Source organism: Roseateles sp. P5_D6, assembly GCF_054049415.1.
Genome location: NZ_JBFUMK010000010.1, coordinates 90,116 through 104,669, shown reverse-complemented (window position 1 = coordinate 104,669; position 14,554 = coordinate 90,116). Strand labels below are relative to the sequence as shown.

The 14,554-nt window shown below is 69.3% G+C and carries 12 protein-coding genes; 6 read left to right on the top strand and 6 right to left on the bottom strand.

All coding sequences use genetic code 11. The features are described 5' to 3' along the window. Positions 1–3 precede the first annotated feature (3 nt). The gene (locus tag ACXJKM_RS15255) at positions 4–1,611 is read right to left on the bottom strand and encodes a GMC family oxidoreductase (protein ID WP_457353415.1); all 1,608 of its coding nucleotides are present in this window, start codon (positions 1,609–1,611) and stop codon (positions 4–6) included. A gap of 344 nt (positions 1,612–1,955) precedes the next feature. On the opposite strand from ACXJKM_RS15255, the gene ACXJKM_RS15250 reads away from it, so the two are divergent. Further along, on the top strand, positions 1,956–2,858 hold the full coding sequence (locus ACXJKM_RS15250; protein ID WP_457353413.1) for a LysR family transcriptional regulator: 903 nt from the start codon (positions 1,956–1,958) through the stop codon (positions 2,856–2,858). Between the two features lie 128 nt (positions 2,859–2,986). Here ACXJKM_RS15250 and ACXJKM_RS15245 read toward each other — a convergent pair whose 3' ends face one another. Next, on the bottom strand, positions 2,987–3,883 hold the full coding sequence (locus tag ACXJKM_RS15245) for a LysR family transcriptional regulator (RefSeq protein WP_457353411.1): 897 nt from the start codon (positions 3,881–3,883) through the stop codon (positions 2,987–2,989). Between the two features lie 144 nt (positions 3,884–4,027). Between ACXJKM_RS15245 and ACXJKM_RS15240 the strand changes: the two genes are divergently transcribed. Together ACXJKM_RS15240 and ACXJKM_RS15235 are read left to right on the top strand one after the other, a co-directional pair. Further along, positions 4,028–4,786 (top strand): SDR family oxidoreductase, encoded by a 759-nt coding sequence (locus ACXJKM_RS15240; protein ID WP_457353409.1) that lies wholly within the window; start codon positions 4,028–4,030, stop codon positions 4,784–4,786. Between the two features lie 14 nt (positions 4,787–4,800). Beyond that, complete coding sequence (locus ACXJKM_RS15235) at positions 4,801–5,700, top strand: SDR family NAD(P)-dependent oxidoreductase (RefSeq protein WP_457353407.1); 900 nt, start codon at positions 4,801–4,803, stop codon at positions 5,698–5,700. Here the strand turns inward: ACXJKM_RS15235 and ACXJKM_RS15230 are convergent. Further along, positions 5,697–6,884: a DUF4382 domain-containing protein gene (locus ACXJKM_RS15230; RefSeq protein ID WP_457353405.1), complete on the bottom strand. Its 1,188-nt coding sequence runs from the start codon at positions 6,882–6,884 to the stop codon at positions 5,697–5,699. The two genes, ACXJKM_RS15235 and ACXJKM_RS15230, sit on opposite strands and share 4 nt — an antisense overlap. Before the next feature lie 91 nt (positions 6,885–6,975). Further along, positions 6,976–7,929 (bottom strand): LysR family transcriptional regulator, encoded by a 954-nt coding sequence (locus ACXJKM_RS15225; RefSeq protein ID WP_457353403.1) that lies wholly within the window; start codon positions 7,927–7,929, stop codon positions 6,976–6,978. Between the two features lie 115 nt (positions 7,930–8,044). On the opposite strand from ACXJKM_RS15225, the gene ACXJKM_RS15220 reads away from it, so the two are divergent. Continuing rightward, positions 8,045–8,896, top strand: a complete 852-nt coding sequence (locus tag ACXJKM_RS15220) for an oxidoreductase (protein ID WP_457353401.1) — start codon at positions 8,045–8,047, stop codon at positions 8,894–8,896. Positions 8,897–8,899: 3 nt separating this feature from the next. Here the strand turns inward: ACXJKM_RS15220 and arsC are convergent, their stop codons facing one another. After that, positions 8,900–9,322: an arsenate reductase (glutaredoxin) gene (gene arsC, locus ACXJKM_RS15215; RefSeq protein ID WP_457319820.1), complete on the bottom strand. Its 423-nt coding sequence runs from the start codon at positions 9,320–9,322 to the stop codon at positions 8,900–8,902. Continuing rightward, the gene (locus ACXJKM_RS15210; RefSeq protein ID WP_457353399.1) at positions 9,319–11,103 is read right to left on the bottom strand and encodes a DUF885 domain-containing protein; all 1,785 of its coding nucleotides are present in this window, start codon (positions 11,101–11,103) and stop codon (positions 9,319–9,321) included. Before ACXJKM_RS15210 ends, arsC begins: the two co-directional genes overlap by 4 nt. A 107-nt stretch (positions 11,104–11,210) precedes the next feature. Here ACXJKM_RS15210 and ACXJKM_RS15205 point away from each other — a divergent pair, with 107 nt between their 5' ends. Together ACXJKM_RS15205 and ACXJKM_RS15200 are read left to right on the top strand one after the other, a co-directional pair. Continuing rightward, a complete protein-coding gene (locus tag ACXJKM_RS15205) occupies positions 11,211–13,949 on the top strand; it encodes a polysaccharide deacetylase family protein (RefSeq protein WP_457353397.1) in 2,739 nt (912 codons plus the stop codon). A gap of 25 nt (positions 13,950–13,974) precedes the next feature. Next, complete coding sequence (locus tag ACXJKM_RS15200) at positions 13,975–14,553, top strand: ankyrin repeat domain-containing protein (RefSeq protein ID WP_457353395.1); 579 nt, start codon at positions 13,975–13,977, stop codon at positions 14,551–14,553. Position 14,554 lies beyond the last annotated feature (1 nt).

The window sequence follows — 14,554 nt, the reverse complement described above, 5'->3', positions numbered from 1 at the left end:
GGTTCATTGCCGTGCGTCGTTGCGGATCATGTCGGCGGCCTTCTCGCCGATCATGATGGTGGGGGCGTTGGTGTTGCCGCCGACGATGGTGGGCATCACCGAGGCGTCGACGACGCGCAGGCCGCCGATGCCGTGCACGCGCAGCCTGTCGTCGACAACGGCCAATGGGTCGCGGCCCAAGGGGCCCATCCGGCAAGTGCCCACCGGGTGGTATTGCGTGTCGGCACGGGCGCGGATGTCGGCGGCCAGCGCCTCGGTGTCGTCGGCGCGCACCGGGTAGAGCATGTCGCCGCGCAGGCCGTCGAAAGGCTTGGACTCGATGAGGCGCTGCTGCAACCGGGCGCCCCTCAGCAGCAGCCGCATGTCGCGCTCGTCGCTGAGGAAGCGTGGGTCGATGCGCGGTGCCAGCTGCGGGTCGGGCCCGGCCAGCTCCACCGTGCCGCGGCTGTGCGGCCGCAGCACGTCGACATGGCAGGAAATGCCGTGGCCCCAGTGCAGCTTGCGGGCGTGGTCGTCGACGATGCCAAGCACGAAGACGAGTTGCAGGTCGGGCACGCTGACATCCGCCGAAGAGCGCAGGAAGGCGCCGGACTCGGCAATGCTGCTCGTCAGCAGGCCGGTGCGATGGCGCCGCCATTCGCCCACCGCCCGCGCCAGCCGCGCGCCGCCGCGCAGCGAGACGCCGAAGGTGGGCGTGTCCGAGCTGCAGCGCCAGGTCTGCACATAGTCGATGTGGTCCTGCAGGTTCTGGCCGACGCCGGGCAGGTCGTGCTGCACCTCGACACCCGTCTGCCGCAGGTGTGCGCCAGGCCCGATGCCCGAGAGCATCAGCAGCTGCGGCGAACCGAAGGCGCCGGCGCTGAGCAGGACTTCGCGGCGCGCACGCACGAAGCGGGATTGGCCGTGGACGCGGTAGTCCACGCCCACCGCGCGGCCATTGGCCAGGCGCAGCTTCGTCGCCTGCGCGTGGGTGATGACCTTGAGGTTCGGGCGGCCCAAATTGGGCGTCAGATAGGCCTTGGCGGCGCTGCAGCGCTCGCCGTTGACTTGCGTGACCTGGTAGACGAAAGAGCCGAACTGCTCGGCGCCGTTGTAGTCGCCGATATGGGGCACCCCCTGCAGCGCCGCGGCGGTCAGGAAGGTCTGGTTGATGGGGCTCGCGCTGCGCGGCAGCGTCACGTTCAGCGGCCCGCCACGGCCGTGCAGCGGGCAGTCGCCGAACTGCTCGTTGTGCTCGGCGCGGCGGAAATAGGGCAGCACCTCGTCATACGACCAGCCGGCGTTGCCGAAGCTCGCCCATTGGTCGTAGTCGTGGCGGTGGCCGCGCACATAGAGCATGGCGTTGATGGAGCTGCTGCCGCCCAGGGTCTTGCCGCGCGGCTGGTAGCCGCGGCGGCCCATCAGGCCGGGCTGGGGCACGGTCTGGTAGGCGTAGTTGTTGATGCGGGTGGGCACCATGGCGACGACGCCGGCCGGCGCGTGGATGAGCACGCTGCTGTCCGGCCCGCCGGTTTCCAGCAGGGCCACCGTCACGCCGGGGTCTTCGCTCAGGCGCGCGGCCAGCACGCAGCCCGCCGAACCGGCGCCCACGATCACGTAATCGAACTCCACGGCGCTTGCCTCCTCCAGCCTCTGAGCGGGCCGGGGAGCGAAGGATGAAAGCCGGCCGGCGTTACGTCCAACGCATAATTGGTCGGCATTCATTGCGTTCACTGCATAGCAACCCAGATCCGGCAGTCGGCCGCTCCCCATGGCGCCATGCCTTCAACCTCGGCACGCTGGCCGATTTGCCACCCTCGCCGCTTCGATGAACAACGCTGCACGCCCGCTGGTCGGCCGCTGCAAACCGCAGGCGGCGTTGCTTCTCCTCGTGGGCATCAGCCCACTTCGTCGGCGCGCCTTGCCGGCGGCTCGCCTCGTCCGCCCCTCGGACGTGTCCAACTGCCGGATCTAGGTTGAACCTCCGCCAGCTCTCCCACCTGATCGCGCTGGCCGACGAGGGCCGCTTCGTCGCCGCGGCGGAGCGTGTGCACCTGAGCCAGGCCGCCTTCAGCCGCAGCATCCAGGCCCTCGAAGCCCATTGGGGCCTGCGTCTGTTCGAGCGCGGGCCGCAGGGCGCGCTGCTGACGCCAGCCGGCCGCACGCTGGTGGAGCGCGCCCGCCGCCTCGTCTTCGACGCCGACTGCCTGGAGCGCGACGCCGACCTGCTGCGCGGCGGCCTGCTGGGCGAACTGGCCTTTGGCGCGGGGCCCGTGCCGGCCGCCGTACTGGTGCCGCCGCTGCTGGCCGAACTGCGCCGCCAGGCGCCGGGCGTCGTCGCCCGCGTGCGTTACGGCAATGTCGACAGCCTGCTGACCTTGCTCACCGACGAGGCCATCGAGTTCTTCGTCGCCGACCCGCGCATGCTGACCGACGCCAGCCGGCTGGAGATGGCGCCGGTGACGCGCATCCGCGGCGCCGTCTATGCCCGCGCGGGCCATCCGTTGTTGGACGCCACGACCGTGACAGCGGCCGACCTGGTGCACTACGGCCTGGCCATGGTGTCGGTGTCGCCGCAGCTGCAGGCCTATGTGGCCCAGGGCCTGGGCTTTGCGACGCCGGCCGAGCTGCCCGTCGTCGTCGAATGCGACGACCTCGTCACACTGGCCCGGCTGGCGGCCGACGGCGACCTGCTGGCCGCGCTGCCGCGTGCCCTGCCCATCATCCAGACCCTGGGCCTGCAGCCCGTGCGCGGGCTCAAGACCATGAGCGAACTCTACGTGGACGCCCACGCCGTCTGGCTGCGCGGCCGCACGCTGGCGCCGGCGGCGGAGACGGCGATCCGGCTGTTCAGGGCGGTGGCGGGGTCGGGTGGGTGACGAGGAGGCCCGCAGCGCCGAACCGCGTCCAGATGCTCACGACAGCGCCTCGATGCAGATAGGCAACCACGTCGGCCCCTAGGCCCACCGAGTGCAGCGATTCATAAGCGCTCACCGGTCAACGTCGCTCAGCCCGCCGCCGCCATCCGCTCCGCCAACCAATCCACAAACACCCTCACCCGCGACGACAGCTGGCGGGCATGGGGATACAGCACATAGACCGGCATAGGCGTCGGCTGCCAGTCGGCAAACACCTCGACCAGCTCGCCGCTCGCCAGTTCTTTCTCGAAGTTGTAGCGCGGCGCCTGGATGAAGCCCAGGCCGGCCAGGCAGCAGGCGCCATATGCCGTCGCGCTGCTGACGGTGACCGGGCCGGGCAGCGTGAGGCTGTGCGCCTCGCCATCGACGATGAAGTCAAAGGGCAGCACGCGGCCGCTGCTGCCGATGTAATTGACGGCCAGGTGCTCGTTGGCGAACTCCTCCAGCGTGCGCGGCAGGCCGCGGCGGGCGATGTAGTCGCGGCTCGCACAGGTCACCTGGCGCAGCTGGGCGACGCGCCGGCCCACCATGGATGAATCCTTGGGCTCGCCCGAGCGCAGCACGCAGTCCACGCCCTCGCGCACAAGGTCGACAAAGCGGTCACCCAGGCCGATCTCCAGCTCGACGTCGGGGAAGCGGGCATGGAAGTCACCGAGATAGGGCAGCACGAAGCGCTGGGCCTGGTTGCCCTGCATGTCCACGCGCAGCTTGCCGCGCGGCTTGAGCTGGGCGCTGCGGAACAGGTCCTCGGCCTCGCCCACGTCCTGCAGGATCTGCTGGCAGCGCAGGTGATAGGCCTGGCCATCCAGCGTCGGGCTGACATGGCGCGTCGTGCGGTTGAGCAGGCGCACGCCCAGGCGCGCCTCCAGCTGCTGCAGGGCCAGGCTGACCGAGGCGCGCGGCAGCTGCAGCTCGTCGGCGGCCTTGGTGAAGCTGGCCAGGTCGACGATGCGCACGAAGAGGCGCATCGCATCGAGTCGGTCCATGGCCGTTTGGCTCCGATTGTTTAGTTGGATTGGATTGTGATGTCTTGTTCGTCTGATTTATCCGAACCTGCTCGAACAATACATTGAACTCACAGGGCCGCCACCACCCGGTTCTGCCTTCCAACCCAACGACTGGAGCACCCCGTGAACAACACCAATTCTTCTTCCTCTTCCCGCGTCGCCATCGTCACCGGCGCCTCGCGTGGCATCGGCGCGGCCATCGCGCAGCAACTGGCGGCCGATGGCCATGCCGTGGTCGTCAACTACGCCGGCAATGCCGTCGAAGCGCAAAAGGTTGTCGATGCCATCACCGACCGCGGCGGCCGCGCCATCGCCGTGCAGGCCGACGTGGCCGACGCGGGCGCCGCCAGGCTGCTGTTCGATGCCGCCACCGAGGCCTTCGGCGGCGTGGACGTGCTCGTCAACAACGCCGGCGCCATGGCCAACGAACTGCCCCACCTGGCCGACACCAGCGACGAGACCTTCGACCGCCTCTTCGACATCAATGTGAAGGGCAGCTTCCTGGCCATGCGCGAGGCGGCCAAGCGCCTGCGCCAGGGCGGGCGCATCATCAATTTCTCGACCAGCGTCATCGGCCTGGGCCTGCCAGGCTATGCCGTCTACGCGGCCACCAAGAGCGCCATTGAGACCATGACCAACATCCTGGCCAAGGAGCTGCGCGGCAAGGCCATCACCGTCAACGCCGTGGCCCCCGGCCCGACGGCAACGAACTTGTTCCTGAACGGCAAGACGCCCGAGCAGGTCGAGCGCCTGGCCAAGATGGCGCCGCTGGAGCGCCTGGGCCAACCCGAGGACATCGCGGCGATGGTCGGCGTGTTGGCCGGGCCGCAGGGCGCTTGGGTCAATGGGCAGACCGTGCGTGTCAACGGCGGCATCGTCTGAAGGAGGACCGCACCATGAACGACCAACAACAAGTCATCCTCGTCACCGGCGCCTCCAGCGGCATCGGCAAGCTGAGCGCGCTGGCCCTGGCCGCCGCCGGCCACACCGTCTACGCCAGCATGCGCGGCGTGACCGCCAAGAACGCGGCCAAGGCCCGCGAGCTGCGCGACTGGAGTTTTGCCCGCGGGTTGGACCTGCGCGTCGTCGAGCTGGATGTGCTGTCGCAGCCCAGTGCCGACGCGGCCGTTGCCACCATCGTGGCCGAGCAGGGGCGCCTGGACGTCGTCATGCACAACGCCGGCCACCTCGTCGTCGGGCCGACCGAGGCCTACACGCCGGAAGAGATCACGGCCGTCTTCGACACCAATGTGCTCGGCGCCCAGCGCGTCAACCGCGCGGCCCTGCCGGTGCTACGGGCGCAGGAGCGTGGCCTGCTGCTGTGGATAGGCAGCACGACGACACGCGGCGGCTTCCCGCCCTTCCTCGGCCCCTATGCGGCGGCCAAGGCGGCCATGGACTCGCTGGCCGTGACCATGAGCTTCGAGCTGGCCCGCTTTGGCATCGAGACCAGCATCGTCGTGCCCGGCGCCTTCACCAGCGGCACCGACCATTTCGCCAACGCCGGCAAGCCAGCCGACGAAGCCAAGGCCGCGGCCTACGCCCGTTACGCCGGCCTGATGGACCAGATCGGCGCCCGCCTGACCGCGCTGATGCCGCCCGAAGCCGACCCGCAGGCCGTCGCCGACGAGGTCGTGCGCGTCGTCGGCCTGGCGCATGGCGAGCGGCCCTTCCGCTCGGTCGTCGACTTCATGGACGACGGCGCGGCGGCGGTGACCGAGGTGGCCGAGCGGGTGCGCGAGGACTTTGCCGCGCGCATCGGCATCGCGGACCTGCTCAAGCCCACTCTCGTTTAGAAGCCGAAGTTGACCGTCAGCGTGCCACCCGCCGTGACGGCCAAGGGGCCGACAACCTTGACCGTGCCGTTGAGGCTGGCGTTGAAGGAGTAGGACAGCCCGGCCGTCACGTCCGCCGCAAAGACCAGCCCGGCCGGTGGCGCGGCATAGGGCGCCACCCAGGGCGGCGCGGCGGGCAGGGTCAGATTGAAGGCGCCGGTCGTCGAGTCCGATAGGGTCTCGGCGATGGTGATGATGCCGCCGCTGGCCAGCTTCTGCGTCGCCGCGACGGCCGCCGTGTTGACCACCCCATCCACCATCACCGTGCCCATGGCCTGGCCATCGATGGCCGGGGCGGGCGACAGCGGCGCGACGCTGGTGCTGACAGCCGTCACGGTATTCGCCGTCACCGGCACGCCGGTCACGACCATGGTGGCTCGGGCCGCGGACTTGATGACGAGGTCGTAGCTGCCCGGTGCCACCGGCGTGAGCACGAACTTGCCGCTGCTGTCCGGCGCGGTGGCCTTGAGCACGACGCCGCCCTGTTGCAGGCTGACCTGGGTGCCGCCATAGGCGACGCTCGCATCCACATAGCCGCTGACGCCCGACAGCAAGTTGGGCACGACGGCGACGACGGGCTTGAGCAGGTATTGGCCCGAGTTGCCAGCCGTGACGACGGACTTGCAGGCGTCGAAGTCGAGCACGAAGTCGGCCATCTGGTTGGCCGCGATGTCGATGCTGGCATTGAGCTTGAGGCCGCTCTGCTGGCCGCTGGGCGTCTTCAGCGCGACCTCGCTGCCGCCCGTGGGAACGACCGAGTTGGCCAGCGGTGTGGCGCCGCCGTTCTCGGCCAGCACCAGGCGCAGCTGCGCGTAATGGCCCACGGCGAGCGGCACCTGGCCCAGGCTGGCGAGCACGCCGTTTTGCAGCGCCAGCAGGTCAAAGCGCTGTGTCGGGCCCACCACCAGGTCCGTCCAGCCGGCGCCATCTTCGGCGGCGTCGGCGCTGGCGTTGACGCGGACCTTCTGCACCGTCACATAGACATGGTCGAAGCCGCAGGCCGGCGCATCGGTCAGGCTCAGAGCCAGCGTGCCCGAGGTGCTGTTCGAGGGCGTCGTGACAGGAGTGCCGGCATCGCCGCCACCACCGCCGCAAGCCGCCAGGGCGACGGCCGCCGCACATACGCCCAGAGTTCTGTAGCTCATGAGAGCCTCCAATTCAGATGCCCTCCCCGTCTGCAGTGTTGGCTTTCGCCGTGTGCCCAGGCTTTACCAATCGCGTCGGCTTGTTACCCGCTCAGCGGCGCTTGCGGGCGGCCGCAGCCAGCTCCTGAGCGCTGACCACCCAGGCCGGGTTGCCCACCACGCGCTCAACGACGAGGTCGATGAAGGCCCGCACCCGCGCCGGCTGGGCCACGCGGCTGCCGTAGTACAGGTACAGGCCAAGGTGGGCGCAGACATGCTCGGTCAGCAGCGGCACGAGCTGGCCGCTGCGGATCAGCGGGGCGGCAGTGGCGCCGACGAGCTGGCCGATGCACTGGCCGGCCACGACGGCATTGGCCTCCAGCTCGACGTCGTTGGTCATGAAGACCGAGGCGACGTCGCGCCCGACGATCTCGTCGCCCACCAGGAACTCCCAGGGCATGGGCTTGCCCGTGCTCGGGTGGCGAAAGCCGCTGCAGCGGTGCCGGGCCAGCTCGTCGATGCTTTGCGGTGCGCCATGGCGGGCGATGTAGGCGGGCGCGGCGCAGACGATGAGCTGCAGTGGCAGCAGGTGGCGGGCAATCAGGCCTTCGCCCGGCGGCGTGCCGGCGCGAAAGCCCACGTCGACGCGGTCTGCCACCCAGTCGCCGATGCGGTCGTCCAACTGCACATCGGGCTCGACGTCGGGGTGGCGGGCGCAGAACTCCTCCAGCACCGGCCACAGCACCGGCAGCATCAGCGAGCGCGAGGCCGTGATGCGCAGCGGCCCGGCAATGACGTCACGACCCAGGCGCGCGCCATGCAATGCGCGCTGCAGTGCTTGCAGCCCGGGCGCTGCGGCGCCGAGGAAGCGCTCGCCCTCCTCGGTCAGGCTGAGCCGACGCGTCGTGCGGTGGAAGAGGCGCACGCCAAGGTGGGCCTCCAGCTGCGTCAGCGCCTGGCTCGCCGCCTGCGGCGTGATGCCCTGGGCCACCGCGGCCTGGCGCAGGCTGCCCAGCTCGGCGGCCTTGGTGAAGGTGGTGATGGCGCGCAGTTCGTTGAAGGCCATTGTCAGGATTTACTTGCCAATCAATGAAGCGATTCTGGGCTAGTTGAAGATCAATCCCGATCCTAAATTTCGCTCCATCGGCCGATCCACCCTTCACCCCACACCGGAGCCCAACATGACCACCACCCCCACCTTCAAGCGCGTCTGGATGATCACCGGCGCCTCGCGCGGCATCGGCGCACGCATCACCGAAGCCGCCCTGGCCCATGGCGACGCCGTCGTCGCTACGGCCCGTGACGCCGCGAGCATCAAGAAGCGCTTGGGCACCCAGCCCGGCCTGTTGGCCGTGGCCCTGGACGTCACCGACGAAGCCCAGGCCGCCCAGGCCACGGCCGCCGCGCTGAGCCGCTTCGGCCGCATCGACATCCTCGTCAACAACGCTGGCTATGGCCTGCTCGGTGCCGTCGAGGAAGCCAGTGCCGATGAAGTGCGCCGGCTGTACGAGACCAATGTCTTCGGCCTGCTGAACGTGACCCGCGCCGTGCTGCCGCAGATGCGCGAGCGCCGCAGCGGCCATGTCATCAACATCTCGTCGCTCGGCGGCGTCCGTTCGGCCGCGGGCTTCGGCGTCTACTGCTCGACCAAGTTCGCCGTCGAGGGCATCACCGAGGCCCTGCATGCCGAGCTCGCGCCGCTGGGCATCCACGCCACCGTCGTCGAGCCCGGCTATTTCCGCACCGAGTTCCTGGAAGGCCAGTCCCTGGTCACCTCGCCGCGCGAGTTGGCCGACTACGCCGCCAGCGCCGGCCAGGTGCGCGAGGCCGCCAAGCGCATCAGCCTCAACCAGCCCGGTGACCCCGAGCGCCTGGCGCAAGCCATGCTGACGCTGGTCGATGCCAAGACCCCGCCACTGCGCCTGCCGCTGGGCACGGACACGCTGCAGGCCATTGCCGACAAGCACGCCTTTGTCGAGCGCGAGACGGCCGAATGGCGCGGTCTCGCGGCATCGACGGACTTTCCGGCCTGAACCTCAGCCGCGCCGACGGCCGTGGTCGTGCACGACTTCGCCGTCAGACTTGGTGAAGGGCGGCAACGGCCCGACGGGCAGCAGCTCCAGCACCGCCTCCGACGGACGGCACAGCGCCGTGCCCAGGGACGTCACGACGATGGGGCGGTTCAGCAGCACCGGATGCTGCTGAACCGCGTCCAGCAGGGCGTCATCGCTCAGAGCCGGATCGGCGAGGCCCAGCTCGGTGAAGACGGCCTCCTTCTCGCGCAGCAACGCGCGCAAGGGCTGGTCGGCGGCCGCCGCCAGCGCGCGGATTTCGTCGCGGCTCGGCGGCGTCTGCATGTACTCGACGACGCGCGGCTCCAGGCCGGCATGGCGGATCAGCGCAAGCACATTGCGCGAGGTGCCGCACTTCGCGTTGTGGAAGATCGTGATGTCGCTCATCGCGCCACCTTAGCCTGTGTGGCGATCCACGCATCGATGCGCTTCTCCAGCACCGACAGCGGCAGCGAGCCCTCGCCCAGCACCTGGTCGTGGAAGGCGGCGAGGCTGAACTTCGCGCCCAGTTTCTGCTCGGCGCGACGGCGCAGTTCCTGGATCTTCAGCGCGCCGATCTTGTAGCCCAGGGCCTGGCCCGGCCAGGCGAGGTAGCGGTCGATCTGGGCGACGGCCTGCTGTTCGCCAGCACCGGTCGTGTCCATCCAATACTTCAGCGCCTGCTCGCGGCTCCAGCCCTTGGCGTGCATGCCGGTGTCCACGACCAGGCGCGCTGCGCGGCTGATCTCCATGCGCAGCATGCCGGCGTAGGCCACGGGGTCGTTGCCATACAGGCCCAGTTCATGGCCCAGGGTCTCGGCATACAGCGCCCAGCCCTCGCCATAGGCATTGATCCACATGCGACGGCGGAACTCGGGCATGGGCATCACCACCTGCTGGCCAAAGTGAAAATGGTGCCCGGGCTGGCCCTCATGCAGGAAGAGGGCGGTCATCGTCGCCACGGAGTAGTCCCTGGGGTCGTTGATGACGGCCCAGAACACGCCGGGCGCGCTGCCGTCGGCCTGGCCGGCGGTGTAGTGATCGGAAGCCGTCTCGCGCGTCAGCTCGGGCTCGGCGCGGATGTCCAGCGCCATGCGCGGCAGCTGGCCGAAGAGCTTGGGCAGCTGCGGCGCGACACGGGCGTTGATGGCGCGATAGGCGTCCAGGATCTCGGCCTCGGTCTTGAAGGGCCGAAAGCGCTCATCGCTGCGCGCCCAGGCCAGCAGGCCGCCGTTCTTCAGCGGGTCGCCCGTGAAGCCGAGCTGCGGCGCGATGCGCGTGATCTCGCCCTGGATGCGCGCCACCTCCTTGAGCCCCAGCTCGTGGATCTGCTCGGGCGTCATGTCAGTCGTCGTCTGCTCGCGCACCCATTGGCGGTACCAGGCCTGGCCATTGGGCAGGGACGCCCAGCCGATGCTGCCGCGGCGCTTCGCGGCGGGCAGGTAGTCGATCTCGACAAAGGCGAGCAGGCGGCGCAGCGCCGGCTGGGCGCGCTCGGTCAGCTCCCGGTGGTAGGCCTCGGTCAGGCGGGTGCGGTCGGCCGCGCTGATGTCGGCAGGCAGGGCGCGCACCGGCGCCGTGTAGGCACTGTGCTCGGCGTCGGCCTCGGCCAGGTTGCGCAGCAGCGGCAGCGCCGCCTCGACGACGGGCTGTGACTGGACAACGCCGCGCTTGATGCCTTCGCGCATATTGGCGATGGCCTGGTCGCACCAGGCGGGCAGGCCGGCGACGCGCTTCAGATACGCGTCGAGCTGGGCGGCCGTCTTCAGCGGCTGACCGGCCTGGCCGCTGGAGAAGAAGGCCAACTGGAAGGGCGTGGCGCCCATCTGGTGCAAGGGCAGCAGGTGGTCGGGGTAGCGCTCGAAGGCGAGCTGGGCGCGCAGCTGCTGCTCCAGCAGCTCGCGGTTCAGGCGCTCGGCCGGTGGCAGGCCGGCGGCGGGCAGGGCGGCCAGCTCCTTCAGGAAGCCACGCCAGGCGGCGAACCGCTTGGCCCGCTCGGCCGGGGCGATGTCCAGGCCCAGCTGGTCGTCAAAGCGGTTGTCGCCGGCCTGGGTGGCGTTGAGCGGGTCGAAGCGGGAGCGGGTGTCGTAGTAGCGCGTCGCCACATCGGCCAGGCGCTCGGCGGGGGTGGCGGCCTGGCTGGGGGCGATGAAGCAGGCAAGAGCCAGGGTCAGGGCGAGCAGTCTCATCGTTATCGTCCTTGTTGGGAGGACGGCATTCTGTCGGCGTCCGCGGCCTGGCGCTGTCAGCAGCGCGGGCAGCCCCACAATCTCGCGGCTGACTTTTTCACCCCGCAATGCGCCTCATCTCACTCGCCCTGCTGCTGACCACCGCCTTTGCCCTGCCCGGCTGCAACAAACGCCTCAGTGAAGTGCCAGCCGCGCTGCCAGCCGCCTCGGCCGCGCAGGACAGCAGTGCCACGGCCAAGCTGCGTGAGGAAGGCGACGGCATGCTGGCCCTGCACCGCCAGATCGTCGTGCTGATGGACGGCGAGGCCACCCTGCCGGCCGCCCAGCGCCGCGAGGTCCAGGCCCTGGGCCAGCAGCTCTTCCACGAGCTGCTGCAGCGCCAGCAGCGCCTGGCCGATCTGGCGCTCAAGCCCGAATCGCTGGACGCCACCGCCGCGCTGCTGGCGCGCATCGAGAGCGAGCCGAGCTGGTTCGACGCCGACCGCCTCGCCTTCAAGGAAGTGCTGGGCCAGCTCGCCACCGGACTGAAGAGCGCGCAAACGCTGGACGGCATCAAGCTCGCCCGCCGCGCCCAGGAGGACCTGGACACGCTGGCCGAAGTCGAGAAGGCGTATGAGCAGGAGCTGAAGGAAGTGTTTGGCGGCTTTGCCAAGCGCGGCATCGAGCTCAAGCGCGAGCGCTGGAGCGACTACGTGGCCAAGCTGAAGGCCCTGCACACGCGCGACGCTGTCATGAAGCAACATGGCGCCCAGCTACCGGCCGCGGCTGACCTGGCGCCGGAGCCCGCCGCGTCAGGTGCGATGCGCGGTGTCGCCGCCAAGGAGCGCGAGGTCTTTGGCGACAAGCTGCCGCCCAAGACCGTGCTGCTGACTTTCGACGACGGCCCGCATGCGCGCTACACGGACGAGATCCTGGAGATCCTGAAGCGCTACAACGCACCGGCTGTGTTCTTCCAGCTCGGCCAGAACCTCGGCAAGGTGGGCGCCGACGGCAAGATCCAGCCGGGCAATGGCAGCGCCGTCGCCAAGCGCGTTCTCGCGGCCGGCCACCAGCTGGCCAACCACAGCTTCACGCATGGGCTGATGTCCAAGTTCGAGCTCGTCAAGGTCAAGGAAGAAGCCGCCAACACGGAGGCGCTGCTGGACGCGGCGGGTCGCAACGGCGACGCGTTGTTTCGCTTTCCTTATGGCGCGCGCAACGATGGGGCGTTGACCACCATTGAGGCGCTGAAGCTGCGCTCGATGATGTGGAACGTCGACTCGCTGGATTGGAGCGACCCCATTCCCAAGAGCATCGCCGCGCGGGTGATGGCCGAGCTGGACAAGCAGCAGCGCGGCATCGTGCTCTTCCACGACATCCACGCCCGCACGGTGCAGGCGCTGCCCCTGGTGCTGGACCAGCTCGCCGCCGAGGGCTGGCGCTTTGCGAGCTGGAAGGATGGGCAGTTTGTCGTGTCGTCAGAGCGCGCCGCCGCCCCGCCTCCTGTCACCCCGGGTGAGCTCTACCGCGACAGCCATGCCTTGGTCATCGGCATCAACCAATACACCGCCTGGCCCAAGCTGTCTCACGCGGTGCGCGACGCCCAGGCCGTGCGCGAGTCCCTGGTCACGCGCTTCGGCTTTCGGGCCGACAACGTGACGCTGCTGGCTGACGGCGACGCCACCCGCGCCAACATCCTGAAAGCGCTCAACGAGCGCTTCGGCGACGCCAAGCGCGTGAAGCGCGACGACCGGGTGTTTGTCTTCTTCGCCGGCCACGGCAGCACGCGCAAATTGCCGAGCGGCCGCGAGGTCGGCTATATCGTGCCGGTAGACGCGGGGCTCAACGACCTGCAGGCCGACGCCATCGCGATGCCCCAGCTGCAGGAGGTGGCCGAGGCCATCACGGCCAAGCATGCGTTGTTCGTCATCGACGCCTGCTACTCGGGTCTCGGCCTGACGCGCGGCGGCTCGGCGGCAGCCGACAGCAACTTCGCTCGCACCAACGCGCGCCGCATCGGCCGCCAGATGATGACGGCCGGCGGCGCCGATCAGCAGGTGGCCGACGACGGCCCCGGCGGCCATTCGGTGTTCACGTGGACGCTGCTGCAGGCCCTCAACGGCAAGGCCGACCTGAACGGCGACGGCCTCATCACCGCCACCGAGCTGGCCGCCTACGTGGCGCCCGCCGTGTCAGCCATCGCCCACCAGACGCCGGCCTTCGGCAGCCTGCCGGGCAGCGAAGGCGGTGAGTTCATCTTTGAGCTGCCAACCGCGCAGGAGCCCGCACTGAGCGGCGCCGTGGCCCAGCTCGATGACAAGGCCAGCCAGTTCGCCGCCAAGCTCGACGAGGCCAGCAGCGCCGGCCGCCAGGTCGCCACCGCCGCGAGTGGCGCGGCCAGTGGTGTTCAAGTGACCATCAAGGGCCTGGACGGCAAGGACCAGGCCCTGGCCGCCACGACCGCCCGCGTCGACCCCGGCGCCCGCGTCGCCGCCCAGCGCGCCAACGACCGCGGCCTGCAGCTGTATCGCGAGCGCCGCTACGACGAGGCCGAGGCGGCGTTCAAGGAGGCTCTGCAGCTGCAGCCGAAGTTCGCGCTGGCGGCCAACAACCTGGGCTTTGTGCTGTACCGGCGTGGCAAGCCGGCCGATGCGGCCGTGTGGTTCGAGAAGGCCGTCGAGATGGACGGCAGCCGGTCCCTGGCCTGGCTCAACCTCGGCGACGCGCGCCTGCTGGCCGGCGACGAGGGCAAGGCGATGGCGGCCTACAAGACCTTCCTGGAGCTGGCGCCCAAGCATGCGAGGGCGGCGGAGCTGCAGGGGTGGATTGCGAATCCGTCGGAGGGGACGCGGCCGAAGCCGGTGTGATGATCGAAGCTGACCGTATGACCTTATGAGCGACGAGCGCGTTGTCCGGCTGGTGCAGGCATTCGATTCCTCTTTGGAGGAGGGCCTAGCGGTACTGGCGACAGATCCAACAGCTGTTCATTTGAGGACAAGCCTCGGCGAAACGGCTCTGCATTTGGCTTGCTTTGATAGCCCGATAACCGCAATCCAAGAACTGATCAGGCGCGGCGCCGAGGTCGACACCCTCAGCGACTGTGGGTCGACCCCTTTGTCGGATGCGGCCTCAATCGGACGCGTTGAACTGGTTCGCCTGCTGCTCGATTCAGGCGCTTCAATTTGGCTGGATGGCCAACTCGAACCAACGTTGCACCAGACAGTTCGCGGAGGCCATGTTGAGGCCGCCCGCCTGATCCTGGAAGCCGGCGCGGACGTGAATCAGCAAGCGGACTTTGCCGATACCCCGTTGCATCTTGCCGCTGAAGATGACCTCCTGGAGATTGCGCAACTGCTTCTTGAGCACGGCGCTGATCCCAACCTTCAAAACAGCTATGACGGGACCGCGCTTGACATGGCGATTCGCCACAACAGCGAACGCTGCGTCGCGCTTTTGTCGAGCAAGCACTGAG